The organism is Salipiger abyssi (assembly GCF_001975705.1).
GTDB classification, from domain to species: Bacteria; Pseudomonadota; Alphaproteobacteria; order Rhodobacterales; family Rhodobacteraceae; genus Salipiger; species Salipiger abyssi.
The window spans coordinates 1-24,792 of the sequence record NZ_CP015093.1 but is presented as its reverse complement, the minus strand read 5'-3'; the positions used below and the strand labels follow the sequence as shown (position 1 = coordinate 24,792).

Below are 24,792 nucleotides of genomic sequence, written 5' to 3'. Positions count from 1 at the left end.
TCCCATTCACCGCATGAGGAAGGAGCCTCCAATGCCACAGATCGGTCAATTCACACGCACCCCATCCGGCTATTCCGGACAGCTTCGCACGCTCTCGCTCGACCTGGAACTGACCTTTGTTCCCACCGACAATGTCGATTCCGAGAAAGCTCCCGCTTATCGCATCCACCTCGGTGACGAGGATGGTCCGGAGATTGGCGCGGGCTGGAAACACACCGGCGAAACCGCAGGAGCGTTCGTTTCGATCCTGCTTGATGACCCGGTTTTCCAGCATCCGATCCGCGCCCGCCTGTTCCAGTCGGATGAGGAGGGCAGGGCATGGGGGCTGCACTGGACCCGCCCGAAGAAGCGCGATGAGCAGGACTGAAAATGACAATGTCCTGCACCCGTCCCGCTTCGGGGAGATGCGGCGCCCGCCGCCGCATGCTCCTCCTTCTTCTTTCCGGCCTCTTCCTTCCGGTCACCGCCACCCAGCCGCTTCTGGCGCAAACCGATGCGCCCGATCACGCAATTGCCGTGCATCCCTACGCCGCCCAGGTCACCGAGGCATCGCAGCGCTTCGGCATTCCGACGACATGGATCATGGCCGTGATGCGGGCGGAAAGCGCGGGTGATGTGCGCGCGCTGTCGTCGGCCGGTGCGATGGGGCTGATGCAGGTCATGCCCGACACCTGGGCCGGGCTGCGCATCCGTCATGGTCTCGGCCATGATCCCTTCGATCCGCGTGACAACATCCTCGCGGGCACGGCCTATCTGCGCGAGATGTGGGACCGCTATGGCAATGTCGCGGCGATGCTGGCGGCCTATAACGCCGGTCCCGCCCGCTACGACGAATACCGCCTAGCGGATCGTCCGTTGCCGGCCGAGACGCGCGCCTATGTCGCTGCGCTTGCGCCTGTGTTGCTAGGCGAGCAGCCATCGGACGGCACTGTTGCTGCAGCCCAGCCGCTCGATTGGCGTGAGGCGGCAATCTTCATCAGCCGCGAAGACGGGACCTCTGCGACCGATCCTGTGTCGCCTCACCGGACCGTCGGCGGCGCTTCTCCCCCCGTCCCGGCGGTACCTCAGGCGGGCCTCACCCCGCAGCCCGAGGGGCTCTTCGTCCGGCGAGAGACTGCTGAGGCCCGGCCATGACCCGGGAGATCACACTTCGCATTCCGACGTACTCTGGCGTGCTTTTGAGGGGGCAGGCGGTGGTGGCGGGCACCACGACCGAAGGATGGCAGGATAAAAGGGCGCACGGTGCGCGGCGGTTGGGCGGTTGTTTTTGTTCATGTTTTTGCCGCGCTCCGCACCGTGTGGCGCGTGCCTGCACCGTGCGAGATGTGCCTAACACTCTGATCTTTTGCGTTGTTTCGCACTGTGCGGGGATTTCATATGCCCGATGATCGCGAGTTCCGCATCCGCCCGGGGCGTATCCGCTCTACCCGGGCGCAGCAGGCCCGGCCCTTCATCGCACAAGCTCTGGCTGCCGCGAAAAAGGCCGGCGGTGGCGTCTCGCGGGCCGGGCGCGTCACCTCGGGCAATCGGTCCCGCTTCGGGCGCGGTCAGCGTGCCAGTATTCAGGCCAACCGCCTCATCACCGCCCGCACGCGCGGCGCGGTGGTCAAGGCGCGTGTGGTGCGGCACAGCGGGAAATCCGCGCCTCTCGGATCTCACCTCGATTACCTGCGCCGCGACGGCGTGAGCCGGGACGGGGAGACGGCCAGGCTCTTCGGTCCGGAAACGGAGGATGCCGATGGCCGGGTTTTCGCCGAGCGGTGTCGCGATGACCGTCATCATTTCCGCTTCATCGTCTCGCCCGACGACGCGCCGGACATGTCCGACCTGCAATCCTTCACCCGCGATCTCGTCGGGCGGATGGAGCAGGATTTCGGCACATCTCTTGACTGGGTCGGCGTCGATCACTGGAACACCGCCCATCCGCATGTCCATCTGATCGTTCGCGGCATGCGCGACGACGGCCAGGATCTCGTGATCTCGCGGGACTACATCAAGGAGGGGATGCGCGATAGGGCACGGGATCTCATCACCCGGGAACTGGGCCCACGCAGCGATCTCGACATCCGCCGCACGCTTGAACGTCAGATCGGGGCCGAGCGCTGGACGCAGCTCGATCGTCAGTTGCTCCGGGATGCCGGGCGTTCCCGCATCCTCGACATGGCGCCGGATGCGGATCGGCAGCCGGATGCGTTTCACGCGCTGAAGGTCGGGCGGTTGCGCCGGCTGGAAGTGCTCGGCGTCGCCGACCAGATCGGACAGTCGCAATGGCACATCAGGGATGATGCAGAGGCAGTCCTGCGGGAGATGGGGGAGCGTGGCGACATCATCAAGCGGATGCATCGGGCGCTGACGGAACGCGGGATCGAGCGCGGGTCCTCGAGTTTCGTCCTTGCCGCAGAGAGCCTCGATGTTCCTGTCATCGGTTGTCTGGTCCAGCGGGGCCTCAATGACGAGCTGAAGGGGACAGCCTATGCCGTCGTCGATGGTGTCGATGGCCGGAGCCACCATATCCGTCTGCCCCATCTCGACGCCGCCGGCGACAGCGCCCCCGGCTCTATCGTGGAACTCCGCACCTATGACGATGCGCGCGGCCAGCGTCGTGTCGCACTGGCACCTCGGTCCGACCTGGAACTTGCTACTCAGGTCACCGCGTCCGGGGCCACCTGGCTCGACCGGCAGGCAATCGCGCGCGCCCCGCTCGCCTTGTCGGACCAGGGCTTCGGTGCCGAGGTCCGGGAGGCCCTGGAAGCCCGGGCCGAGCACCTGGTCACGGAAGGGCTAGGAGAGCGGCGGGACGGCAGGGTGGTCTTTGCCCGGCGCCTGCTCGGAACCTTGCGCGACCGCGAGCTGCAGGCGGTTGGCGCGCAGCTCTCGGGGCAAACCGGTTTGCCGTTCAACAAGGCTGATCCGGGTGACTACGTCAGCGGCATCTATCGCCAGCGTCTCGTGCTGGCTTCGGGCCGTTTTGCCATGATCGAGGGCTTTGGAGCTGACGGCGCGCTCGGCTTCCAGTTGGTGCCCTGGTCTCCGTCTCTCGAAAAGCACCTCGGCCGGGATGTCACCGGCGTCGCGCGCGGGGACAGCGGAGTGGACTGGGACTTTGGCCGCAAGCGCGGTCTTGGCCTTTGATCAACACACCGGAAAGGAGCGACAGTCATGTCCGCGACCAAGATCCTCTGGGGGCAAATCTCTATCGTCTTCCTCATCATTCTGGCCACCACCTGGGGCGCGACGCAATACGTGGCCGCGAGCCTCGGCTATCAGGCACAGCTGGGACCGCCCTGGTTCGAGCTGTTCGGGACGCCCGTCTACTATCCTCCCGCCATCTTCTGGTGGTGGTATTTCTACGAGGCCTACGCGCCGCCGATTTTCGCGACAGGCGGGATCATCGCCGCCTCTGGGGGCTTCATCGCCATCGGTGTGGCCATCGCCATGTCGGTCTGGCGTGCCCGCGAGGCCCGCAACGTTGCGACCTATGGATCAGCCCGATGGGCCGAGAAGGGCGAGGTGAAGGCGGCTGGATTGCTGGACCCGGATGGAGTGGTCCTCGGCCGCTATGAGCGGGAATACCTGCGCCACGATGGGCCGGAGCATGTACTCTGCTTCGCGCCGACGCGATCCGGCAAGGGGGTCGGGCTCGTCATTCCCTCTCTTCTCACCTGGCCCGGCTCGGCCATCGTTCATGACATCAAGGGGGAGAACTGGCAGTTGACCGCCGGGTTCCGGGCCCGGCACGGTCGGGTCCTCCTCTTCGATCCAACCAATCCGAACTCTTCGGCCTACAACCCCCTGCTCGAAGTGCGCCGCGGGGAGTGGGAAGTTCGCGATGTCCAGAACATCGCCGACATCCTCGTTGACCCCGAGGGAAGTCTGGAGCGGCGGAACCACTGGGAGAAGACCAGCCACAGCTTGCTCGTCGGTGCGATCCTGCACGTCCTCTATGCCGAGAAGGACAAGACGCTGGCCGGTGTCGCCAACTTCCTATCCGACCCGCGGCGTCCCGTGGAGTCGACGCTACGCGCGATGATGCGTACGTCGCACCTGGGGGAGGCGGGGCCGCATCCCGTGGTCGCCAGTGCCGCCCGTGAATTGCTCAATAAGTCCGAGAATGAACGCTCCGGTGTGCTTTCGACGGCGATGTCTTTCCTTGGCCTCTATCGAGACCCCGTGGTCGCACAGGTCACGCGCCGCTGCGACTGGCGGATCGGCGATATTGTCGGGGGCACGCGACCAGTCACGCTCTACCTCGTGGTGCCGCCCTCTGACATCAATCGCACCAAGCCGCTCATCCGTCTGATCCTCAACCAGGTCGGCCGACGCCTGACCGAGGATTTGCAGGGCAAGGATGACCGTCATCGGCTGCTTCTGATGCTCGATGAGTTCCCGGCGCTTGGCCGGTTGGATTTCTTCGAGAGCGCGCTGGCCTTCATGGCGGGCTACGGCCTGAAGAGCTTCCTCATCGCCCAGTCGCTGAACCAGATCGAGAAGGCCTATGGTCCAAACAACTCGATCCTCGACAACTGCCATGTCCGGGTGAGCTTCGCGACCAATGATGAGCGTACGGCCAAGCGGGTGTCCGACGCTCTCGGCACCGCCACCGAGATGAAGGCGATGAAGAACTATGCCGGGCACCGTCTGGCCCCCTGGCTCAGCCATCTCATGGTGTCCCGATCGGAGACCGCGCGGGCGTTGCTCACCCCCGGAGAAATCATGCAACTGCCGCCGTCCGATGAGATCGTCATGGTGGCCGGCACACCGCCGATCCGGGCGACAAAAGCACGGTATTACAAAGATGCGCGGTTCACCGAGCGGGTCTTGCCGCCACCCGATTTGGGGAATGTGGGCGCTTCGGGGAAGGATGACTGGAGCAGTCTGGCAGTCCCAACGCAGAACGACGAGTTGGAGCCAGTATCCGAGACGGGATCGGAGGATGAGGACCCGACTGCGTCAGAGCGCCGTCTTCAGCCGGAGCTGGCGCAGCCTCGGCCGGTCGACAGGCAGTCCCCCATTGAGAACGAGTTTGAATTCGACCCACCCGAGGATGAGGAGGACGGTGCCATTCGCAATCGCCGCATCATGCAGCAGATGCGCGGTGTCGCGCGGCAGGTCTCCCTCAATCCCGACGACGGCATGGAGCTTTGATCATGACCACCAGCCGCAAGAAGACGAAGATCTCGGTCTACCTCGATCCCGAGGTAATGCAGATGCTGGCAGACTTCGCCGCCCGGCGTGATCGATCCCAGTCGATGGTGGCCGAGGCCGCGATCGCATCCTTCCTCTCTCCGGATGACGGAGAGCGCCGCGAGGCGGTTCTGGCCCGACGCCTGGATCAGATCGACAGGCGGATCACCCGGCTGGAACGCGATGTCGGGATCTCCATCGAAAGCCTGGCGGTATTCATACGTTTCTGGCTGGCAACAACACCGGCTCTGCCGGAACCCGCAGCCAAGGCGGCTCGGGCCAAGGCAGGGGAGCGTTACGAGGCATTCATCTCGGCTCTCGGTAGACGCCTGGCCCAGGGGCCGAAGCTGCGGCAAGAGGTGTCCGAGGATGTTGATGGCGGGGCAGGTAGCTGAAAAGATGTCACCTGCCGCCGCCGCAGACGTGGGAACTGTAGCCGTGATCAGCATGTCCGGGTTGCTCGCCCCTGAGCGGACCTCCGTGATCACCTCGAATTGCTGCTGCGTTCGCGACAACGGCCATTCGCGGCGGCTGCGAAGGTCCCGATGAGGCTAACGTGCGCTATGCGGACAAGGACGAAACCGCTCTCGCGGTAGGGGCGCCTGCGGCGAGTGTAGCGAGCTGATTGGGGCGCCGTGATTTGGTGGATGGCTGCGCCTGTCGGACAATTGGGACCTTCTCAATCTGATGACAGGAGGTTCCAATGACGGACCAGCATGTTCCCGCCCTGCGGCGGCGCTTTCTTGAGGATATGCGGATCAAGGGGCTGATGCCCAAGACGCAGACGATGTACCTGCGGGCGATGCGCGAGTTCACCCGGTTCCTGGGGCATTCGCCCGATACGGCGACGCCGGAGGAGCTACGGGCTTTCCAACTGGACATGAAAGAGCGCGGCATCGGTGCGCCGACCTTCAACAACCGGCTGACGGTGCTGAGCTTCTTCTTCGCGACGACCTGTCCGCGTGCGGAGATGAAGAGGCACATGCGCTATCAGCGGGCGGCGAAGAAGATCCCCGTGGTGCTCAGCGCCGGGGAGGTTACGCGCATTCTCGAAGCCGCCCCGGGGCCCGGGCTCAGGTATCGAGCCGCCTTCAGTGTGGCCTATGGTGGTGGCCTGCGGGCGAACGAAGTCACCCATCTGAAGGTCGGCGATATCGATAGCGGCCGGATGCTGATCCGTGTCGACCAGGGCAAAGGCCGCAAGGATCGCCATGTGATGCTTTCGCCCAGCCTGCTTGCGCTCTTGCGCGCTTATTACCGCGAAGCGCGGCCCGCAGGCTGGCTATTCCCCGGCCGCAATCGGATCGATCCGATCTCGACACGGCAGTTCAATCGGGCGTTCGGGGTGGCCTGCGATTTCGCGGAGATCAAGAAGAAGGTCTCGCCCCATACCCTGCGGCACAGCTTCGCGACGCATCTGCTGGAGAGTGGGACCGACATTCGGGTGATCCAGGTGCTGCTCGGCCACGCCAAGCTGGAGACCACGACGATCTACACCAAGGTGGCGACCAAGACGATCCGGGATGTGACCAGTCCGCTCGATCTGCTGGTGCGACGGGAGGCCGGAGCCGGATAAACGCCGACCCCGATGGCCCGCCCCAGACTGGAGGTGGCGGATATCTTCCGCGCTCATGGTGCTGCTTACCGTCGTGACAATGCTGGCCACCTGAACCTGCCGCAGTTGAAGGTGATGTCGGCGATCGAGAACTGCCGGACCGCCGCCCTTGGCGGGCATGTCGCGGCGTGTACCAAATGCGGCCACGAGCACGTTGCGTACAACTCGTGCCGCAATCGGCATTGCCCGAAATGCCAGGGCGTCGCGGCGCGGGATTGGATGGCCGCCCGGATGGAAGACCTACTGCCCGTCGAGTATTTCCACGTGGTCTTCACCCTGCCAACTCCGATCGCGGACATCGCCTATCAGAACAAGTCAGCGGTCTATGGCCTTCTGTTCAAGGCGTCGGCTCAGACCCTGCTAACCATCGCCGCCGATCCCAAGCATCTGGGCGCGCGGATCGGTATGACCAGCGTGCTGCACACATGGGGCTCGGCGATGACCCATCATCCCCATGTCCACGTCATCGTTGCGGGTGGCGGGCTGTCGCCAGACGGCACCCGGTGGGCCGCCTGTCGTCCCGGGTTCTTCCTACCGGTGAAGGTCCTGTCGAGGCTGTTCCGACGCCTGTTCCTCGAAGGGCTATTGATGCTGCACCAAGCTGGCAAGCTGGCGTTCTTTGGCAATCTGTCGGAACTGGCCGACCCCGACACATTTGCGGCTCATCTCGTGCCGCTGCGCAAGGCCAACTGGGTCGTCTACGCAAAGCCCCCTTCGGCGGCCCGGCGGCGGTACTGGCTTATCTGAGCCGATACACCCACCGCGTCGCGATCTCAAATCATCGCCTTGTCAGCGCGGACGCCGGCACCGTGGCCTTCCGCTGGAAAGACTACCGCATCAAGCGCGGTGACAGAATGAAGCTCATGCGCCTGCCCGTGGCAGAGTTCATTCGCCGGTTCCTCATCCATGTCCTGCCATCCGGCTTCCACCGTATCCGCCACTCAGGCTTCCTCGCCAACGGCATACGCCGCGACAGGATCGAGAAGATCAGGCGTCTGATCGATACGGGTCGAGAGCCAGATCAGACGACCGGGGAGGACGGCCGTACCGACCCGGATGAGCACGACCTGTGCCGGGCATGCCCCAGATGCGGTGGCGTGATGCGCATCGTCGAAACCTTCGCCCGCGGCCAGCCCCCGAAGTCCCGCGCGCCGCCGTGGGAGGATGCCGCATGATCCAACCGTCACAACCGGCCCTGCAATCCAGAGACGTCGGCCTCGTCAGCATGCCCAATCGCCGAAAATCTGCATCACGACAGGCCGATGACCGCAAAGCCAGACATCAATCCCCGACCTCGAAGCGTGAAAATCGACAGGCCCGCGCTCCTCAACGTCAATGGGGCCGCAGTTCAGGGCATCCACGGCCCGGACCTGAGCCACAATCCCCATAGCACCGAAATCTGCCCGCGCTTTCCTCCTTGTCAGATTTATCGCCGCTGGATGGCAAGCATCCAGCAGCCACAAACCTTAGACAAAGTGCACTTCGCTACCGTTGCGCCAATGGCAGCTATCGGAAGCGAGTAGTTACAGAGGGGCGTTCTAGCCTGGTTCGATCAACGGCTCTCTATGAACGACCCGCTCTTACCCCAGACGATCCATTTCGTCCCGATCTCCGAATAGCACCACCCGGTCCCCAGCCTTGAGTGCCGTTTCCCCGTCGGGCACGCCGACATAGCTTCCATCCATACGCTCGATCCCCAAAACATTGATCCCGAGCGAGGGCAGGTTCAGGCTTTTCAGTGTTTTCCCGGACCAGTCCGATCCTTCTGCCCCCTCGACGCGCCCGACCGCGAAATTCTCCCGCAGGTGAAGCACATGGGCATAGTCCCGCAGATCGAGGTCCGTCGATTTCTGAAGGGCGTGGCGGATCAACGGGGTGGCCCACCGTTCGAGCCGCTCAGAGCGGGCGAGAGCGAAGATGAGGGCCACACCGAGCAAGAGTATGATCAACCGATCCGCGGTCGCCTGCCGCTCCGCCCCGATCATCGACAGCATCAGCGTCGAGATCGCGGTCACGATCCCCACCGAGCCGGCCCGGATCAACAGGCCGATGATGCGGCGGCGTGCCGGCCCGGAGACCACGTGTTCGGCCTCGTCGGTGGTGAAGCCCGCGCCGGAAAAGGCAGAGAGCGCCTGAAACTTCGCAACCTCTTCGGTCAGGCCGGTCATCGTCAACGCGATGGTGCCGATACGAACGATCAGCAGTGACAAGGCGATGACAAGCAGGAGCGAGAAGATCGCGATCATACACCCTGCCTCAGCGCGGCGATGCGTTTCTCCAGCGGGGGATGGCTGGCAAAGAGCGCCTGAACGCGGCCAGCGCTGATGGCAAAGGCGCGCATTTCCTCGGGCAGTGGCGGTGCGTTCTGCGCCTGCCGCAACCGTTCGAGCGCCGCGATCATGTTGCGCCGTCCTGCCAGTGCCGCGCCGCCTGCATCGGCCCGGTACTCGCGCCAGCGCGAAAACCACATGACGATGGCCATGGCCAGCACGCCCAAGACCATTTCCATGATCAGCGACACGATCCAGAAGCCCGGCCCATAGCCACGCTCGATCCGCAGGATCAGCCGATCGAACAGCAGTCCGGCAATGCGTGACAGGAAGATGACGAAGGTGTTCACCACGCCCTGGATCAGCGCGAGCGTCACCATGTCGCCATTGGCGGCATGACTGACCTCATGGGCTAGCACCGCCTCGACCTCGCCCCGGTCCATATGATGCAACAGGCCGGTGCTGACGGCGATCAGTGCGTCATTGCTATTCCAGCCGGTGGCAAAGGCGTTGGGCGAGGGGTGATCGAAGATGCCGACTTCGGGCCGCCCGATCCCGGCGCGATCCGCCTGGGCGTGGACGGTTTCGATCAGCCAGCGCTCGACCGCACTGCGTGGAGTGGTGATGACCTGCACGCGCATCGCGGCCTTTGCCATGCTCTTGGACAGAATGAGCGAGATCAGCGATCCGGCAAAGCCCAGCACCCCGGCGAAGATCAGCAGCGCCGTCAGGTTCAGATCGACGCCGTTTGCCTGCAACAGGCTGTCGATGCCGAACAGGCGGAACGCCACCGACAGCACCGCGAGGATCGCGAAGTTCGCACCGAGATAGAGCGCAAGTCGCAGCATTACTTATGCCTCCGCCGCTTTGGCTGGTGCGGCGCTCACAGTGACGCGGGCAGGCCGGATCAGGCGCTGGCCGATGGCATAGCCGGGGCGATGCAAGACCATGACCTGTCCGGGTTTGACTTTGTCTGTTTCCTGCATCTGCATCGCTTCGTGCAGGGCTGCGTCGAAAGGCGCGTTCTCGGGCGCGATGGTTCTCACGCCGAGTGCTTTCAGTCCGGTCTCGAAGGCCGTCCGGGCATTGCACAGACCCTCAAGATGCGAAACGATCCTGGGATCTTCGGCATCCGGATTTGCTCGCGCGGCCTCGATCCCGAGCGCCAGGGCGTCAAGGGCAGGCGCGAGAGCCTCGACGGCCAAGGCGATACCGTGTTCACGCCCCTCCGCGTACGACGCGTCTGCCCTCTTGCGGGTGTTTTCGGCATCAGCGAGCGCGCGCTTCCACTTGTCGGTCAGACGCGCGATGTCGACCTCCGGGCTTTTGTCCTCCGCCTTCGGCATCGTTCCAAGGCCCTTAGCGTCTTGGCCAATGTCATCGGTGATCGCTACGGCTTCGGGTTTCTTTTCAGTCTCGGACATGGAACCCTCCTCTTCGATATCCACCAAGGTTCAGCGCATGACCAGAAAGATGCGGGCCGCGCCTCGCTGAATGGTGAGGGCGAGCGCCCCATCGACCTGCGCCAGTTGCTGGCGCAAATCCGCAACCGAAGCGACCGACACGCGGTTGACAGCGAGGATGATGTCACCCGCTTCCAATCCCGAACGCGCCGCCCGGCTTCCCGGATCGAGCCGCGCAACCACGACGCCGGAAAGGTTGCCATAGAACGGGTCGCCCGGTTGAAGGTCGCGAAGCTCCGCTCCCGAAAGCCGGTCGAACGCGCGCTCGCCGGTTGCGGCGGCGACCAGCCCGCCTTCACGCAGGGTCGCACTTAAAGTCAGTTCCTCGCCGTCGCGAATGACCTGCAACTCGACATCGCTGTCGATCCGTTTCAGCCCGATCTGACTGCGAAGATCGGCGGAGCCCGCTACGGGGCGGCCATCGACGGCGACGATCAGGTCGCCGGGTTGCAAGCCGGCTTCCTCGGCCGCGCTGTCGGGCTCGACCTGTGTGACCACTGCGCCGACGCCCGCTTCGATGCCCAATGCGTCGGCAAGATCGGGCGTGAAATCCTGAATCATCACACCAAGCTGGCCTCTGCGCACTTCGCCATACTCGATCAGCTGATCCATGACCGCGCTGGCCATGTTGGCGGGCACAGCGAATCCTATTCCGACATTGCCGCCGGACGGCGCGATGATCGCGGTGTTGATGCCGACCAATCGCCCGTCGAGGGTGATCAGCGCGCCGCCCGAGTTTCCGGGGTTGATCGACGCGTCGGTCTGGATGAAATCCTCGTAGCCGTCGACATTGAGGCCGCTGCGCCCCAATGCACTGACGATACCGGAAGTCACCGTCTGTCCGAGGCCGAAAGGGTTTCCGATAGCGAGCACATAGTCCCCGACAAGCAGGCTGTCGCTGTCCCCAAGCTCCAGCGCGGAGATATCCTCGGCTTCGATCTGCAATAATGCGATGTCGGTTCCGGGGTCACTGCCGATGAGTTCAGCATCGAACTGTCGTCTATCCTTGAGCGTGACCACGATCCGGTCGCCGTTTTCGATCACGTGGTGATTGGTAAGGACATAGCCTTCTTCGGAATCGATGATCACACCCGACCCGGCGCTCATCTGCTGGCGCGGCGTGGGCTGCTGCGGCACGGGCGGCATATCGAAGAACCGCCGGAAGAACGGGTCGTTGAAGAGCGGGTTCATCTCCGCTGTCTGGCGGCTTTCGACGGATATATTGACCACGGCCGGAGTGACCTCGGCCAGAAGGGGTGCCAGAGTGGGCAGTCCGCTGTCGCTTCGAAATAGCGGACGGTCGGCCGTCTGCGACGCGACCGGCGCCGCGAATGTCAGCGAAACGATGCAAAGAGCCACCAGAATGTGGCCAAGACGAGAAACAAGTGCGGGCATCTTCGATCTCCTTCAAGCCGGTGGAAAAGGTGGCCGGAGGTATCCGGCCACCGGTGTTGCAAGGCAGTTGATTGTGGAAGGGCAGCGCATCATTCCGAATCCGTTCCGAACAGCCTCTGCTTGAGACGGATGAAGCTGTCGCCGATCTTGTCGAAGATGCCGCCGGTATCGTGCGCGGCGTCGATCTTCTCGTCGAGTTCATCGAGGTTTTCGTGCAGTTCCTCGAAATCGTCCTCGTTGCCGTAGCCGAGCGCTTCGGCAATCCTGAGTTGGTTACGCGCAGCCTCGACATATTCGCCGGGCGAAAGCGGTTCCGCATCGACGGCGGCGTCGGCATCCTCGGTCTCGGCCGCCGCGGATTCCCCGGCTTCGGTATCCGCAGTCATGCTTTCACCGTCGCCAAGCGCATTTTCCGCAGCGTCGATCAGGAGTTGCGCCCTCAGAACCGGAAGCGCGATCACTTCCTCGGTCACGACCACGGTTCCAAGCGCGGTCGCAAGCGTCTGTTTCGCGGTCTCCACATCGCCTGCATCAATCTGGGAGGTCGCGCGCAGAAGCGCGTCGGGGTAGGTGGCAAGCGGCAGATTGGTGGTCTCCACCACGATTTCGCTGGCAAAATCGCGCATCAGGGGGCGGGCCTCCTGGAGGTTGCCTTCGTCCACCAGATTTTCGATTGCCTCGCGGGCCGCGTCGATCGTTTCCACGTCACCCAACAAATCACGTTGGAGCAGCTGGACATCGACAGGCGCAAGAGCGAGGTCGGGATCGCGGGCGACGACGCTTTGAAGCTTGCCGGTTGCGACTGCCAGCGCTTCGAGCGCAGCCTCGCTGTCTCCTTCATCGAGAGCCTTGAGAGCGGTCTCCGTTTCCGCAAGTGCCCTAGTTGCGTCATTGAGAAGTTTCTTCCGTTTCTCGTCGACCTGTGCGGACGCTTCATCCTGCACCGCTTCGCTTACCGCCTCATTGGTCTGGGCGGTCGGGGGCTGCGATGTCTCCTGGGCAAAGGCTGGCGAAAGGGCCAGCATGGATGTCAGCGCCAGGGCACTGACGGACGAGGCGAGTGTCTTGCGAATGAACATGGGCATCTCCTTTTTGCGGTTTCCTGTTGTCCGGTCCTTCATCGTGATGTGAACATGCGGCGGGCCGGTTTTCGCACGTCCAATACGTCAGCGGCCCCCCAGGGTCGTTCCCGTCCAGGCCGGCGGGTCGGAGGCCGGGAAGGATTCCAGCGCGGCCAGGGTCACTGGATCGGTCTCGTCCTCGGCGGGCGGTTTGCGGTCTTCGGTCCGGACGCGCGGTTGCGGCCCGTCCAACCTTTCAAGGGGCCGGAAGATCGGTTCCCGCCGGGGGCCGCGGCGGCGCTGGCTTTCGTCCCGCACAATGTAATCCCAGTTCTGCCGTTCGGCGTAGTCGATGGCGCTTTCACGATCCGGAAAGCTGAGCCGGATCGGCCGGTAGGGATCGCGCGTGGCGGTCCAGCCCATCAGCGGCTCGATCTCCGGGGATGCGGCGGGCTCGAACTCCAGTATCCAGTGCCGCGGGCGCGGCCCCGACTGGGTCGCGCTGCGCGACGGGCGATAGATGATCGCCGTGGGCACGTCCGGCGACGACAGGTCGGTTCCGGGGATCGTCGGCCGGGACATCGGCCGGTTATGACCTCTCATGCTGAACATCGTGACCTCCTTTCAGAACAGGTTGCTTTCAGATGTCTCAGGCCGTTTCCGCCGATGCGGTATGGTCGGCCCCGCCGCCGGATTTTCGCAGCTTCAAGCCCAGCAGAATGATCGTCACGCCGAAGATCGCGGCATAGATCGCCAGCAGCCAGCCGAGGGCCAGCAGGGTTTCAACGGGGCTTGTTGCCAGGAACCAGACGATCAGGACGCCCAGCAGGACCGACACGATGCCGCTCAGCCCGAGCCAGACCTCGCCCTCGATCTCCTTGCGCAGACGGATCGCAGTGACGATCTCGAGCAGACCCGAAAAGACCGACCAGAAGGCGATGCTGGCCCAGAGGAATACGGCCAGAACCAGAGTCGCCACGAAGGGCGAGACGATCACGACGATGCCGGTCAGGATGCCGAGGATGCCGCTGAAGGCGAGCCAGCCCCAGCGTTCGCCCTCGCGCATCTGGCGCACGGCCGCGATCAGGCCGAAGACGCCATCGGCAAAGGCGAAGGCACCGAAGACCAGCGTGAGCGTCAGCACCGCCTCGGCCGGCATGAACCAGGCCAGCACGGAGATGACAAGCGCCAGCACACCGCGCAGCACGAAGGCCCACCAGTTCTTCGACAGGGAACAGAAGCCGGGGATCGGGTTGGTTTCATGTGTCATCTTCAAAACCCTCCAGTTACTTCGCGGAAGCCTCCTCGGACGCATCGGACTCCCCTTTTGCGTCCGTGGCTTCACTGTCTTCATCGCCATCGGCGGTGCCGGACGTGTCAGCCGGTTTGTCTTCCGGTTCGGCGCTGTCCTCCTCCGCGACCTCCTGTTTCTCGAAGGTGATCTTCTGCTCCTCCGCCGACCAGGCGGCGCGGACCTTGTCGCCATCCTCGACCGAGCCGGAGAGCATTGCGCGGGCCAGTTCGGTTTCCAGTTCCGACCGGATCAGGCGGCGCAATTCGCGGGCACCGAATTCGGGCTGGAAGCCCACGGCGGCGAAATGATCGGTCACGCTTTCATCGAACGCCATCTCGACGCCCTGACCAAGCGCGGTGCGCGCCACGCGGTCGAGCTGCAACTCCACGATCCGGCGGATTTCCGGGCGGTTGAGCGAATGGAAGACGATGATCTCGTCGATCCGGTTGATGAACTCGGGGCGGAAATGCTGCCGTAGCACCTCCATCAACTCACCCCGTTGCTTGCCCTCGTCGAACTCCTTCGTGCCGCGCTTCTTGAGGTTGCGCTGGATGATGTCCGAGCCGAGGTTCGAGGTGGCGATGATGATGGTGTTGGTGAAATCCACCACCCGGCCCTTGCCGTCGGTCAGCCGCCCGTCGTCGAAGACCTGCAACAGGATGTTGTAGACATCCGCGTGGGCCTTTTCGATCTCGTCCAGCAGAACCACCGAATAGGGGCGGCGGCGCACGCGCTCGGTCAGCTGGCCGCCCTCGTCATAGCCCACGTAACCCGGCGGGGCGCCCACCAGCCGCGCGACGGCGTGGCGCTCGCCGTATTCCGACATGTCGATGCGGATCATCGCATCCTCGTCGCCATAGACGGTCTCGGCCAGCGCCTTGGCGAGTTCGGTCTTGCCGACGCCGGTGGGCCCGAGGAACATGAATGTCGCCGTGGGGGCGGACCCTTCGCGCAACCCCGCGCGCGCCAGCCGCACCGCGTCGGCCACCGCACCGATCGCCTGATCCTGGCCGATGACGCGCTCGTGCAACTGGTCCTCCAGCTTCAGCAGCTTCTCGCGCTCCTCGGTCGTCAGGTCGGTGACGGGGATGCCGGTCAGCTTGGAGACGATCTGCGCGATGTGGTCGGTGCGCACCTCGGCGCTGGCCGAGGCACGGTCGCGTTTCCAGGTTTCCAGCAGGGCATCCAGTTCGGTCTGCTTTTCCTCCAGTTCCTTCTTCAGTTCGCCTGCACGGTCGAATTGCTTGCGGGCGGCGGCGTAATCCTGTTCGCGCTGGATTTGCTTCGTCTCCGCTTCCAGCTCCTGCACGTCCACCGGCCGTGCGGTGGCGCTGATTTTCACGCGCGCAGCGGCCTGGTCGATCAGGTCGATGGCCTTGTCGGGCATGAAGCGGCCGGTGACATAGCGATCGGACAATTCGGCCGCGGCGACGATGGCCTCGTCGGTGATCGTCACCTTGTGGTGAGACTCCAGCGTGTCGCGCAGGCCGCGCAGGATCATGATGGTCTGCGCCACCGTGGGTTCATCGACATAGACCGGCTGGAAACGCCGCTCCAGTGCCGCGTCCTTCTCGATGTGCTTCTGGTATTCATTGAGTGTGGTGGCACCAATCAGGTTCAACTCGCCCCGTGCCAGCGCCGGCTTGAAGGTATTGGCCACATCGAGCCCGCCTTCGCCGCCGCCCTGGCCCGCGCCCATGATCGTGTGCAATTCGTCGATAAAGAGCACGAGATCGTCCTTGTTGGCCTCGATCTCCTTCAGCACTTTCTGGATGCGTTCCTCGAATTCGCCGCGATATTTCGATCCGGCGACCATCGAGTTGATGTTCAGCTCGACCAACCGCTTGTCGCGCAGAGCTTCGGGCACCTCGCCAGCCACGATCCGTTGTGCCAGGCCCTCGATGATCGCGGTCTTGCCGACGCCGGGCTCGCCGATCAGCACGGGGTTGTTCTTCTTGCGCCGCGCCAGAACCTCGATCGTGGTCTCGATCTCGCGGGCGCGGCCGATAACGGGGTCGAGCTTGCCGTCGCGAGCCAGTTTCGTGAGGTCGCGAGAAAATTCATCGAGGTCGGGCGTGTTCGAGGGCGTCTCGACCCGACCCTCCTCGGCCCCCTGGCCCACAACCTTCGTGACCTGCTGGCGCAGCGACTGCGGCGTCAGGCCGAGCTTGCGAAGGATGTCGGCGGCCAGGCCATCGCCTTCTTCGGCGAGTCCGATCAGCAGGTGTTCCGGGCCGACATAGGAATGGCCCAGCTCGTTCGAGGCGACGAAGGCGCGGTTCAGCGCATCCTTCAGACGCGGGCTGACGCCGATCTCGCCATCCTGTTTGTCTTCGCCGCGAGGGGCCTCTTTGTCGATCTGGCGGCGCAGGTCGTCCACGTCGATCTTGAATTGCTCCAGCAGCGTCCTGACCACATCGCTGTGACTCAGCGCGAAGAGCAGATGTTCGGTATCGACCTCGGAGCGGCCGAGTTCCCCTGCTTTCTGCGCGGCCTCCTGCAAGAGCTTGTTGCCCTGTTCGCTAAGACGATCGGCGATGCTCGCCCCGCCCTGGCCGCGCCGACTGCCACGATTTACGGGAATGCGCTGACCTTCGCTTTCGTCGCCGATACGCCGGTCCATCCCGCCAAGCGGGCTGTCACCGAAGAATTCGTCGAAGAGCGATCCGCCGCCGAAGAGCGATTCCAGCGGCGAGGACGACCGCCGCTGCTGGCGTGCGAGCTTGCGGTAATCATCGTCACAAAGCTCCATTACCTGGCGTTCGCCATTGACCGATACCTGCGCCCGGAACGAGGCCGGGCGGCGCTTGCAGATGTCACAGATTCCGTTTGCCATCCTGTCTTCCTCCTGACTATTTGCTATGGCGCAATTTTATTCAAAGTTGTGGAGCCTTGCCTTGACCGGCATCAAAATGTGGCGGTTAGCGACACGCCGAGCAGTGAAATGGGGCGAGTCAGGGCGCGGACAAATCCCCGCGCCCCTAGCCAAGTCAGCCGGACTTGACGTCGATCCGCTTGACGCGCGCCTTGGCCTCCTCGGTCTTGGGCAGGGTCACGGTCAGCACGCCGCGCTTGAACTCCGCCTCGGCCTTTTCGGCGTCCACGCCCGGCGGCACCGGGATCATCCGGTGGAAGCTGCGCCGGGACTGCGAGGTGAAGCCATCCTTCTCGGCCTTCTCCTCGCGCTCGCCGCGGATCGTAAGCATGTCGTCGGTGACGTTCACCTCGACATCCTTGTCGTCGAGGCCGGGCAGATCGACCGAGACCAGCATCGCCTCGTCGGTTTCCGAGATGTCGGTGCGCGGCCCATTGGTGGCCATGCTGCCGAATGGGCTGTCGAACCGGCTCCAGAAATCCTCGAACACGCGGTTGAGGTCGCGCTGGAGCGACATCAAGGGGTTGTCGTCTTCATTGCGTCGGCCGGACGGCTGGTTGCGGTCGCGGCCCCAGGGAATGAGATCGCTGAATGCCATTGTCATTTCCTCCTTTCCTGTTTCGGTCCGGGTCGCCTCAGGCGGCCTTGACCTTGATCTGTTTCGGCTTGGCGGCCTCGCTCTTCTTCAGGGTGAGCGTGAGGACGCCGTCACGATGGGTGGCGTCGATCTTATCGGCGTCGATGGTGTCGGGCAGGCTGAAGGCCCGCTCGAAGGTGCCGGGCGCGTATTCTGCATAGATGCGCCGATAGCCTTCGGGCACGGGCGCCTCGATCGTGCCCCGCACCGTGAGCGAGCGGTTCTCGACCGAGACATCGACGCTGTCCGGGACAACGCCCGGCATGTCGATGGTCAGCGTCACCACATCGTCCTTCTCGAAGATGTCCGTGGCGGGACGGAAAGTCGGGCCGGTATCGCGGGTTTCTTCCGCTTCGGACCGGGCCACATCGCCGCCGGTTTTCTGCATTTCGTTTGCCATGGTTCTTTCCTCCTCTCGTTTCAGCTGTCAGCTTGCCTTGACCTTGATCTTGCGCGGCCGTTCCGCATCGGGGCGGCCCATCTCGATCTCCAGCACGCCGTTCTTCGCGCGTGCCTCGACCTTGTCGGGATCAACGCGCAGCGGCAGGCGGACGGAACGTGAGAACTCGCCATGCGGGCGCTCGCGACGATGCCATGCGGCATCTTCGTCATCGGTGGACGGATTGCGCTTGCCCGAAATGATCAGGGTGTTCTCGCGCACCGTCAGGTCGATGTCGTCCTTGCCCACACCGGGCATCTCGGCGGTGACGACCACGCTTTCGTCGCCCAGCCACATGTTGACCGGGGGCCAGTTGCCATCGCTTGCACGCTGGCTACGCCCGCCGCCTTCGAACATGCGGTTCATCTGCGATTGAAGCTGGCGCAGTTCCGCGAAGGGATCCCATTGCGCCTGGGACAGTCCGTAGTTCAGCATCGTATCCTCCTCTTCCTGGTCACAACATCGGGGGTCCGCAGCGGGCGGACCGCGTTTCACGTTGCGGGACTGTCGCGAAGGGAGGGGCCCGGTTGCGAGCCTGCACGAAGACGCATGGCGACCACGTGTTTCGATACGCAAGGCCAACAGATGCACCTCGCGGCCGATGACGGGACCGAAGCGTTGCATCATGCACACGCCTCGTATCTCACCAACATCTCCGGGACCCATTCAGCGGCATCCCGCACTCAAGCATTTGGGAAGGGTGCAAAATCTTGTCAAGAGGGTGTGTCAGGAATTATGTTTGGCAGCATCAAGAAAGGAGGATTGCCGCCAATGGACAAGAAAACACAGATCAATTTCTGGTATGTCCTGCTCGCGATCTTCGGGGTCGTTCTGCTTCGCGATCTCTGGGTGCAGTCCCAGACCATTGCCGCAATCCCCTACAGCCAGTTCGAGGATTATCTCGGTGAGGGTGTCATCGAGGAAGTCGTGATCGGCAGCGATACGATCCGCGGCACGTTCAGCGAGCCGCAGGACGGCAAGACCGGTTTTGTCGCCACCACCGTGCCCGCCGACATGATCGAGCGTCTTGAAGAGGCCGATATCACCTATACCGGGGCGGTCGAGAACACCTGGCTCACAACGCTGCTATCCTGGGTGCTGCCGGCGCTTGTCTTCGTCGGCATCTGGATTTTCTTCATCCGCAAGTTCGCCGAGCGGCAGGGGATGGGCGGCTTCATGTCGATCGGCAAGAGCAAGGCCAAGATCTATGTCGAGAGCGACACCAAGGTCGGTTTCGACGATGTGGCGGGCGTGGACGAGGCCAAGCAGGAACTTGAAGAGATCGTCGAGTTCCTGAAGGACCCCGAGCATTACAGCGGCCTGGGCGCGCGGATGCCCAAGGGCGTGCTTCTCGTCGGCCCGCCCGGCACCGGCAAGACGTTGCTGGCCAAGGCCGTTGCCGGCGAGGCGGGCGTGCCTTTCTACTCGATATCCGGCTCGGAATTCGTGGAGATGTTCGTGGGCGTCGGCGCCGCGCGGGTACGCGACCTCTTCGAGCAGGCGAGGAAGGCAGCGCCGGCCATCATTTTCGTGGACGAATTGGACGCGCTTGGCCGGTCCCGCGCCGCGGGCCAGCATCCCGGCGGGGGCCATGACGAACGCGAGCAGACGTTGAACCAGCTTCTGACCGAACTCGACGGTTTCGATCCGACCGAGGGCGTCGTTCTGCTGGCCGCAACGAACCGGCCCGAAATCCTCGACCCGGCGTTGCTGCGCGCGGGCCGTTTCGACCGGCAGGTGCTGGTGGACCGCCCCGACCGCGCCGGGCGGGTGCAGATTCTCGAAGTGCACATGAAGAAGATCAAGGTGGCCGATGGCGTCGACCCGGACCAGATCGCGGCGCTGACCACGGGGTTTTCCGGCGCGGACCTAGCAAACCTGGTGAACGAGGCCGCACTGATGGCGACACGGCGCCGGGCTACCCACGTCGAGATGCAGGATTTCACGCAAGCGGTAGAGCGCATCGTCGCCGGGCTGGAAAAGAAGAACCGTCGGCTGAATGAGAAGGAGCGCGAGATCGTCGCCCATCACGAGATGGGGCACGCCATCGTCGGCATGGCCCTGCCGGGCGTGGACGAAGTGCACAAGGTCTCCATCATCCCGCGCGGCATCGGCGCACTCGGCTACACGATCCAGCGGCCGACCGAGGACCGTTACCTGATGACCCGCGAGGAGCTGGAGAACAAGATCGCCGTCCTGCTGGGCGGCCGCGCGGCGGAAAAGATCATCTATGGCCACCTTTCGACCGGCGCCTCCGACGATCTCGCCCGCGCCACCGACATCGCGCGGTCGATGGTGGCGCGCTACGGCATGGACGACGAACTGGGCCACGTGGCCTACGACACCGAACGTGGCAATTTCCTGGGTCAGGGCGACCAGGGCTCGTGGCTGAATCGTCGCTACAGCGACGCCACTGCCGAACGCATGGATCAGGCGGTAAAGGACGTGATCGACAGCATTTTCGAGCGCACACTCGCGCTTCTGGACGAGAACCGCGCGTTGCTGGAAAGCTCTTCGGCCGAACTGCTGGAGCGCGAGACGCTGGAAGACGCGGATCTGAAGCGGATCGCCGACGGCGTCAAACAGCCGGCCGAGGCAGCGTGAAACAGATCACCGCGGCGCGGGTTCTCCTGTGGCCCGATCCTGCGCGTCCGGATGCAATGGCAATGCCGCGTGGCTGGTGCTGGGCGTGGCGACGTAGGGCTGCTTGTCCGCGATGACGGTCTTTTCCCGAAGCCGGATACGCAAGGTGCCGTAGGCTGCGAACAGGCCCAGGATCGCAACGATGAAGTAGAACAGGCCGGACGGTCCCACCCATCCCATCGTCACGCTTGCCGCGAACGGTCCGGCGGCGGAGCCGACCCCGTAAACCAACACAAAGCCGCTCGCCGCGGCAATCAGCTCGCCCTCGTCGATCCGGTCGTTCACCTCGGCCAGACAGACCGAATAAAGCGGCAGAAGCGTGCCGCCTAGAACGAAGGACAATACAACCGCAACTATCTGCGCAGCACTCGACAGGAGCAGGCCGAGCAGAAGTGCGGCGAGAAGACCGGCGAGGCTGCTGCAGAGGATGATGAGACGGCGATCGGCCTTGTCCGACAGCCAGCCCAAAGGCCATTGCAAGACCAGAGCCCCGATCAGGGCCGCCGAGAGGATTGTGCCGGTCTGAGTATCTGTGAAGCCGGCCTGCTGGCTCGCCACCGGCGCCATCCCGAAAAAGGCCGCGACCGTTGCGCCCAATACAAAGGCCCCAGCAAGGGCCGTCGGCGAGATCGCGAAGAGGCGCTTCAGTTCCAGGCGCGTTGCAAGCACGACGCCCGGACCGCCCGCGCGGCTGAGCGTGATCGGGACCAGTGCCAGTGACAGGCAGATCGACACGACGGCGAAAAGAACGAAGCCCGATGTCGGCGCCAGTCCGACCATCGGCTGGCTCGCCGCCCAGGCCGCGTACATCACGATGGAATAGATCGCGAGCACACGTCCGCGCCAACTGCGTTCCGCTGAGGCATTGAGCCAGCTTTCCACGATGATGATCAGCCCGGCCCAACAAGCACCCTGTGCAACCCTGAGCGCGATCCAGACCGGCGGCGAGACGAAGATCGCAAAGCAAAGCGCAAAGGCAGACGCGGCCGAAGCGAAAGCAGCGAAGGCGCGGATATGCCCGACCCGCTGGATCACCCGCGGCGCCTGAATCGAGGCGAATACAAACCCGACGAAATAGGCCGACATCATCACGCCGACCGTTTCTTCGGCATATCCTTCGATGCCCGCGCGCAGACCGACCAGCGTCTGTTGAAGGCCGTTACCGATAACCAGCAGGGCGACGCTGACGAGGATCGAGAGATATCTAAGAGGAATCCGAAGCATTTCCAATATCTATTTCACATAGCGGCAACTGTACGAAGACGAACGCATCTCGCTGTAGCTAGCATAGCCTGTTTGGTCTCCGCTTGTGGTCGCAAAAAATGAGCTGACATTCGTGCCGATCGCAGCATCGGTCGAAATGGGCTCCGAGCGGTCATGCGGAGATGCGGCAACGCCCCGGTTTTATCGTCCGGTGGAATGGCCGCTATCAACAAAACGTCCATCTCGGTTCGCAGGTGCGGAGAACGGCCGGTCTTCGCCCGAAACCGCCATGTTCTCATGACGGTGGCCGCGACGCCTTCCTCCTAGAGTGGATCTGAGGATCATTCCGCCGTTTTCCTGTCTTTGCACGCCACGCTACTACGCCCCGCGGAAACCTGTTGAGCCGTAGGCATTTACGACTTTCTTAATCGACCCCGATCCAGGGCCGCCTGTTGGAGGCGCCCGTAAGGGAACGGGGCCGGCATGGCAAAGAACGATCAGAGACCAGAGGTGATCCGGAGAGGCGCGCGGATGCTGCGCACCGCGCTCGGGCCGGCGATCGCCGGGTTTCTGGACGACCCCATGATCGTCGAGGTGATGCTCAACCCCGATGGGCGGCTCTGGATCGACCGACTTTCCGAGGGGCTGGCAGACAGCGGCAAGACGCTCAGCGCAGCCGATGGCGAGCGCATCGTTCGGCTGGTCGCCCATCATGTTGGCGTCGAAGTTCATAGCCAGTCCCCGCGAGTCTCTGCGGAGCTTCCGGAAACAGGCGAGCGTTTCGAGGGGCTCCTGCCACCCGTCGTCGCAGCCCCGGCCTTCGCCATCCGCAAGCCCGCTGTCGCTGTGTTCACGCTCGACGACTATGTCTCTGCTGGGATCATGACCCCGACGCAGGCCGAGGCGCTGCGCCAAGCAGTTGCGACCCGTGCCAATATCCTGGTGGCTGGTGGGACCTCGACCGGCAAGACCACGCTGACCAATGCGCTGCTCGCCGAGGTGGCCAAGACCTCTGATCGCGTCGTGATCATCGAGGACACCCGAGAACTGCAATGCGCCGCGCCGAACCTCGTGGCGATGCGTACCAAGGACGGTGTTGCCAGCCTGTCCGACCTGGTGCGCTCCTCGCTGCGTCTGCGCCCCGATCGTATTCCGATCGGTGAGGTGCGTGGCGCCGAGGCGCTGGACCTTCTCAAGGCCTGGGGCACGGGACATCCCGGCGGCATTGGCACCGTCCATGCCGGTACCGGGATCGGCGCGCTGCGTCGTCTCGAACAGCTCATCCAGGAAGCCGTCGTCACCGTGCCCCGCGCCATGATCGCGGAGACCATCGACTTCGTCGCTGTATTGGCCGGTCGAGGGTCCGCACGGCGTCTGGCTGAACTCGCCCGCGTCAAGGGCCTCGGGCCGGACGGCGACTACCGGATTTCACCTGTCATTTCAGAACCCACTACTCACGAACCAGGAGACCTCGAATGATCCGTCACACCCTGCGCATTCGGCGCCACATCGCCACTGCGGCCACCGCCACCTATGTCAGCCTGTTCATCGCCCCGGCCGCTCATGCCTCCGGTTCTTCCATGCCCTGGGAAGCGCCTCTGCAATCCATCCTCGACTCCGTCGAGGGGCCGGTGGCCAAGATCGTGGCGGTGATCATCATCATCGTCACCGGTCTGACGCTGGCCTTCGGCGATACCGGCGGTGGCTTCCGGCGGCTGATCCAGATCGTATTCGGGATTTCCATCGCCTTTGCGGCCTCGTCCTTCTTCCTGAGCTTCTTCAGCTTCGGTGGCGGAGCGCTGATCTGATGGCGGTGAGTTTTGAGGCCCTCGACGCGGTGCCGGGGTTCAGCGTGCCGGTTCACCGTGCGCTGACCGAGCCGATCCTGCTCGGCGGCGCACCGCGCTCGGTTGCCATTCTGAATGGCACGCTCGCCGGTGCGGTCGGCCTCGGGCTTCAGCTCTGGCTTGTAGGGATCCTGATCTGGGCCGTCGGCCACATCGCTGCTGTCTGGGCGGCCAGGCGCGATCCGCTCTTCGTCGAGGTCGCCCGCCGCCATTTGCGCATTCCCGGTCATCTCTCGGTGTGAACTCCCATGATGAAACTCGCAGAATACCGCCGCACCGCGTCGCGTCTTGCCGACTACCTGCCCTGGGTGGCGCTGGTCGGGGAGGGCGTGGTCCTCAACAAGGACGGCTCGTTTCAGAGGACAGCGAAGTTTCGGGGTCCCGATCTCGACAGCGCCGTCGCGGCCGAACTGGTCGCGGTGGCGGGACGGCTGAACAACGCCTTCCGCCGGCTCGGTTCCGGGTGGGCGATTTTTGTTGAAGCACAGCGCTCTGAGGCTGCCACCTATCCGGCAAGCATCTTCCCGGATGCGGCATCGGCGCTGGTCGATGCCGAGCGCAAGGCCGATTTCGAAGAGGAGGGGAGCCACTTCGTATCCGGCTATTTCCTGACCCTCCTCTGGCTCCCGCCCGCCGAGGATGCAGCACGTTCAGAATCCTGGCTCTATGAGGGCCACGAAACCTCGGGTGTGAACCCCTGGGAACAGGTGCGCGGCTTCATCGACCGTACTGATCGCGTACTGGCGCTGCTCGACGGCTTCATGCCGGACTGCCACTGGCTCGATGACGCCGCTACGCTGACCTACCTGCATTCGACGATTTCGACCAACCGGCATCGCGTGCGCGTGCCCGAGGTGCCGGTCTAT

At 63.9% G+C, this 24,792-nt stretch carries 22 protein-coding genes and 2 pseudogenes; 12 read left to right on the top strand and 12 right to left on the bottom strand.

What is annotated here, in order from left to right; genetic code table 11:
* Nucleotides 1–31 precede the first annotated feature (31 nt).
* The 7 genes and pseudogenes from Ga0080574_RS03650 (at nucleotide 32) to Ga0080574_RS03620 (ending at nucleotide 7,974) form a co-directional block, all read left to right on the top strand.
* Complete coding sequence (locus tag Ga0080574_RS03650; RefSeq protein ID WP_076695260.1) at nucleotides 32–367, top strand: DUF736 domain-containing protein; 336 nt, start codon at nucleotides 32–34, stop codon at nucleotides 365–367.
* Between the two features lie 2 nt (nucleotides 368–369).
* Nucleotides 370–1,134, top strand: a complete 765-nt coding sequence (locus Ga0080574_RS03645; RefSeq protein WP_076695258.1) for a lytic transglycosylase domain-containing protein — start codon at nucleotides 370–372, stop codon at nucleotides 1,132–1,134.
* A 243-nt stretch (nucleotides 1,135–1,377) separates the two neighbouring features.
* Nucleotides 1,378–3,132, top strand: coding sequence for a relaxase/mobilization nuclease domain-containing protein (locus Ga0080574_RS03640; RefSeq protein WP_076695256.1), 1,755 nt, complete (start codon nucleotides 1,378–1,380; stop codon nucleotides 3,130–3,132).
* 27 nt (nucleotides 3,133–3,159) lie between these two features.
* Complete coding sequence (locus Ga0080574_RS03635) at nucleotides 3,160–5,145, top strand: conjugal transfer protein TraG (protein ID WP_076695254.1); 1,986 nt, start codon at nucleotides 3,160–3,162, stop codon at nucleotides 5,143–5,145.
* Between the two features lie 2 nt (nucleotides 5,146–5,147).
* Entirely contained in the window at nucleotides 5,148–5,579 is a 432-nt protein-coding gene (locus Ga0080574_RS03630; protein WP_043870020.1) for a hypothetical protein, read from the top strand.
* A gap of 308 nt (nucleotides 5,580–5,887) precedes the next feature.
* On the top strand, nucleotides 5,888–6,760 hold the full coding sequence (locus Ga0080574_RS03625) for a tyrosine-type recombinase/integrase (RefSeq protein WP_076695252.1): 873 nt from the start codon (nucleotides 5,888–5,890) through the stop codon (nucleotides 6,758–6,760).
* Nucleotides 6,761–6,772: 12 nt separating this feature from the next.
* Nucleotides 6,773–7,974, top strand: a pseudogene (locus Ga0080574_RS03620) (IS91 family transposase).
* Between the two features lie 405 nt (nucleotides 7,975–8,379).
* On the opposite strand, the gene Ga0080574_RS03615 reads toward Ga0080574_RS03620, so the two are convergent.
* The 11 genes from Ga0080574_RS03615 to Ga0080574_RS03565 form a co-directional block, all read right to left on the bottom strand.
* Entirely contained in the window at nucleotides 8,380–9,045 is a 666-nt protein-coding gene (locus tag Ga0080574_RS03615; RefSeq protein ID WP_074743005.1) for a cation:proton antiporter regulatory subunit, read from the bottom strand.
* Nucleotides 9,042–9,917, bottom strand: coding sequence for a protease HtpX (htpX, locus tag Ga0080574_RS03610; RefSeq protein WP_043870019.1), 876 nt, complete (start codon nucleotides 9,915–9,917; stop codon nucleotides 9,042–9,044). The genes Ga0080574_RS03615 and htpX overlap by 4 nt, the downstream gene beginning before the upstream one ends.
* A 3-nt stretch (nucleotides 9,918–9,920) precedes the next feature.
* Nucleotides 9,921–10,493 carry a nucleotide exchange factor GrpE gene (locus Ga0080574_RS03605; protein WP_052453274.1) on the bottom strand — a complete coding sequence of 191 codons (573 nt, stop codon included), beginning with the start codon at nucleotides 10,491–10,493 and terminating at the stop codon, nucleotides 9,921–9,923.
* Nucleotides 10,494–10,523: 30 nt separating this feature from the next.
* A complete protein-coding gene (locus Ga0080574_RS03600) occupies nucleotides 10,524–11,927 on the bottom strand; it encodes a DegQ family serine endoprotease (protein ID WP_043870018.1) in 1,404 nt (467 codons plus the stop codon).
* Between the two features lie 89 nt (nucleotides 11,928–12,016).
* The gene (locus Ga0080574_RS03595; protein ID WP_052453273.1) at nucleotides 12,017–13,006 is read right to left on the bottom strand and encodes a YfdX family protein; all 990 of its coding nucleotides are present in this window, start codon (nucleotides 13,004–13,006) and stop codon (nucleotides 12,017–12,019) included.
* Nucleotides 13,007–13,093: 87 nt separating this feature from the next.
* Nucleotides 13,094–13,600: an NADH dehydrogenase ubiquinone Fe-S protein 4 gene (locus tag Ga0080574_RS03590; protein ID WP_082033239.1), complete on the bottom strand. Its 507-nt coding sequence runs from the start codon at nucleotides 13,598–13,600 to the stop codon at nucleotides 13,094–13,096.
* A 37-nt stretch (nucleotides 13,601–13,637) separates the two neighbouring features.
* Nucleotides 13,638–14,258, bottom strand: coding sequence for an HdeD family acid-resistance protein (locus Ga0080574_RS03585; RefSeq protein WP_043871727.1), 621 nt, complete (start codon nucleotides 14,256–14,258; stop codon nucleotides 13,638–13,640).
* A gap of 16 nt (nucleotides 14,259–14,274) precedes the next feature.
* Entirely contained in the window at nucleotides 14,275–17,118 is a 2,844-nt protein-coding gene (locus tag Ga0080574_RS03580; protein WP_043870017.1) for an ATP-dependent Clp protease ATP-binding subunit, read from the bottom strand.
* Between the two features lie 154 nt (nucleotides 17,119–17,272).
* Nucleotides 17,273–17,755 (bottom strand): Hsp20/alpha crystallin family protein, encoded by a 483-nt coding sequence (locus Ga0080574_RS03575; protein WP_043870016.1) that lies wholly within the window; start codon nucleotides 17,753–17,755, stop codon nucleotides 17,273–17,275.
* Nucleotides 17,756–17,792: 37 nt separating this feature from the next.
* Nucleotides 17,793–18,194, bottom strand: a complete 402-nt coding sequence (locus Ga0080574_RS03570) for an Hsp20/alpha crystallin family protein (RefSeq protein WP_043870015.1) — start codon at nucleotides 18,192–18,194, stop codon at nucleotides 17,793–17,795.
* 27 nt (nucleotides 18,195–18,221) lie between these two features.
* Nucleotides 18,222–18,668, bottom strand: a complete 447-nt coding sequence (locus tag Ga0080574_RS03565; RefSeq protein WP_043870014.1) for an Hsp20/alpha crystallin family protein — start codon at nucleotides 18,666–18,668, stop codon at nucleotides 18,222–18,224.
* 336 nt (nucleotides 18,669–19,004) lie between these two features.
* Here Ga0080574_RS03565 and ftsH point away from each other — a divergent pair, with 336 nt between their 5' ends.
* Nucleotides 19,005–20,837 carry an ATP-dependent zinc metalloprotease FtsH gene (ftsH, locus tag Ga0080574_RS03560; protein WP_076695250.1) on the top strand — a complete coding sequence of 611 codons (1,833 nt, stop codon included), beginning with the start codon at nucleotides 19,005–19,007 and terminating at the stop codon, nucleotides 20,835–20,837.
* Between the two features lie 6 nt (nucleotides 20,838–20,843).
* Here the strand turns inward: ftsH and Ga0080574_RS03555 are convergent, their stop codons facing one another.
* Entirely contained in the window at nucleotides 20,844–22,100 is a 1,257-nt protein-coding gene (locus Ga0080574_RS03555; protein ID WP_052453272.1) for an MFS transporter, read from the bottom strand.
* Between the two features lie 510 nt (nucleotides 22,101–22,610).
* On the opposite strand from Ga0080574_RS03555, the gene trbB reads away from it, so the two are divergent.
* The 4 genes and pseudogenes from trbB to Ga0080574_RS26980 all read left to right on the top strand — a co-directional run.
* Nucleotides 22,611–23,558 carry a P-type conjugative transfer ATPase TrbB gene (gene trbB, locus Ga0080574_RS03550; protein WP_425466428.1) on the top strand — a complete coding sequence of 316 codons (948 nt, stop codon included), beginning with the start codon at nucleotides 22,611–22,613 and terminating at the stop codon, nucleotides 23,556–23,558.
* Nucleotides 23,555–23,887 carry a TrbC/VirB2 family type IV secretion system protein gene (locus tag Ga0080574_RS03545; RefSeq protein ID WP_043870011.1) on the top strand — a complete coding sequence of 111 codons (333 nt, stop codon included), beginning with the start codon at nucleotides 23,555–23,557 and terminating at the stop codon, nucleotides 23,885–23,887. Before trbB ends, Ga0080574_RS03545 begins: the two co-directional genes overlap by 4 nt.
* Nucleotides 23,887–24,168 (top strand): VirB3 family type IV secretion system protein, encoded by a 282-nt coding sequence (locus Ga0080574_RS03540; RefSeq protein ID WP_009573786.1) that lies wholly within the window; start codon nucleotides 23,887–23,889, stop codon nucleotides 24,166–24,168. Before Ga0080574_RS03545 ends, Ga0080574_RS03540 begins: the two co-directional genes overlap by 1 nt.
* 6 nt (nucleotides 24,169–24,174) lie before the next feature.
* Nucleotides 24,175–24,792: pseudogene (locus tag Ga0080574_RS26980) on the top strand (conjugal transfer protein TrbE); the annotation flags it as partial.

Bases quoted from the DNA above. Each gene is read 5' to 3' on its own strand.
- Ga0080574_RS03585 (WP_043871727.1), bottom strand. From the start codon at position 14,258: ATGACACATGAAACCAACCCGATCCCCGGCTTCTGTTCCCTGTCGAAG.
- Ga0080574_RS03630 (WP_043870020.1), top strand. From the start codon at position 5,148: ATGACCACCAGCCGCAAGAAGACGAAGATCTCGGTCTACCTCGATCCC.
- Ga0080574_RS03625 (WP_076695252.1), top strand. From the start codon at position 5,888: ATGACGGACCAGCATGTTCCCGCCCTGCGGCGGCGCTTTCTTGAGGAT.
- Ga0080574_RS03640 (WP_076695256.1), top strand. From the start codon at position 1,378: ATGCCCGATGATCGCGAGTTCCGCATCCGCCCGGGGCGTATCCGCTCT.
- Ga0080574_RS03555 (WP_052453272.1), bottom strand. From the start codon at position 22,100: ATGCTTCGGATTCCTCTTAGATATCTCTCGATCCTCGTCAGCGTCGCC.
- Ga0080574_RS03645 (WP_076695258.1), top strand. From the start codon at position 370: ATGACAATGTCCTGCACCCGTCCCGCTTCGGGGAGATGCGGCGCCCGC.
- Ga0080574_RS03590 (WP_082033239.1), bottom strand. From the start codon at position 13,600: ATGTTCAGCATGAGAGGTCATAACCGGCCGATGTCCCGGCCGACGATC.
- Ga0080574_RS03545 (WP_043870011.1), top strand. From the start codon at position 23,555: ATGATCCGTCACACCCTGCGCATTCGGCGCCACATCGCCACTGCGGCC.
- Ga0080574_RS03650 (WP_076695260.1), top strand. From the start codon at position 32: ATGCCACAGATCGGTCAATTCACACGCACCCCATCCGGCTATTCCGGA.
- trbB (WP_425466428.1), top strand. From the start codon at position 22,611: ATGCTGCGCACCGCGCTCGGGCCGGCGATCGCCGGGTTTCTGGACGAC.
- Ga0080574_RS03605 (WP_052453274.1), bottom strand. From the start codon at position 10,493: ATGTCCGAGACTGAAAAGAAACCCGAAGCCGTAGCGATCACCGATGAC.
- Ga0080574_RS03635 (WP_076695254.1), top strand. From the start codon at position 3,160: ATGTCCGCGACCAAGATCCTCTGGGGGCAAATCTCTATCGTCTTCCTC.
- Ga0080574_RS03600 (WP_043870018.1), bottom strand. From the start codon at position 11,927: ATGCCCGCACTTGTTTCTCGTCTTGGCCACATTCTGGTGGCTCTTTGC.
- Ga0080574_RS03615 (WP_074743005.1), bottom strand. From the start codon at position 9,045: ATGATCGCGATCTTCTCGCTCCTGCTTGTCATCGCCTTGTCACTGCTG.
- Ga0080574_RS03565 (WP_043870014.1), bottom strand. From the start codon at position 18,668: ATGCTGAACTACGGACTGTCCCAGGCGCAATGGGATCCCTTCGCGGAA.
- Ga0080574_RS03595 (WP_052453273.1), bottom strand. From the start codon at position 13,006: ATGTTCATTCGCAAGACACTCGCCTCGTCCGTCAGTGCCCTGGCGCTG.
- Ga0080574_RS03570 (WP_043870015.1), bottom strand. From the start codon at position 18,194: ATGGCAAACGAAATGCAGAAAACCGGCGGCGATGTGGCCCGGTCCGAA.
- Ga0080574_RS03580 (WP_043870017.1), bottom strand. From the start codon at position 17,118: ATGGCAAACGGAATCTGTGACATCTGCAAGCGCCGCCCGGCCTCGTTC.
- htpX (WP_043870019.1), bottom strand. From the start codon at position 9,917: ATGCTGCGACTTGCGCTCTATCTCGGTGCGAACTTCGCGATCCTCGCG.
- ftsH (WP_076695250.1), top strand. From the start codon at position 19,005: ATGGACAAGAAAACACAGATCAATTTCTGGTATGTCCTGCTCGCGATC.
- Ga0080574_RS03540 (WP_009573786.1), top strand. From the start codon at position 23,887: ATGGCGGTGAGTTTTGAGGCCCTCGACGCGGTGCCGGGGTTCAGCGTG.
- Ga0080574_RS03575 (WP_043870016.1), bottom strand. From the start codon at position 17,755: ATGGCATTCAGCGATCTCATTCCCTGGGGCCGCGACCGCAACCAGCCG.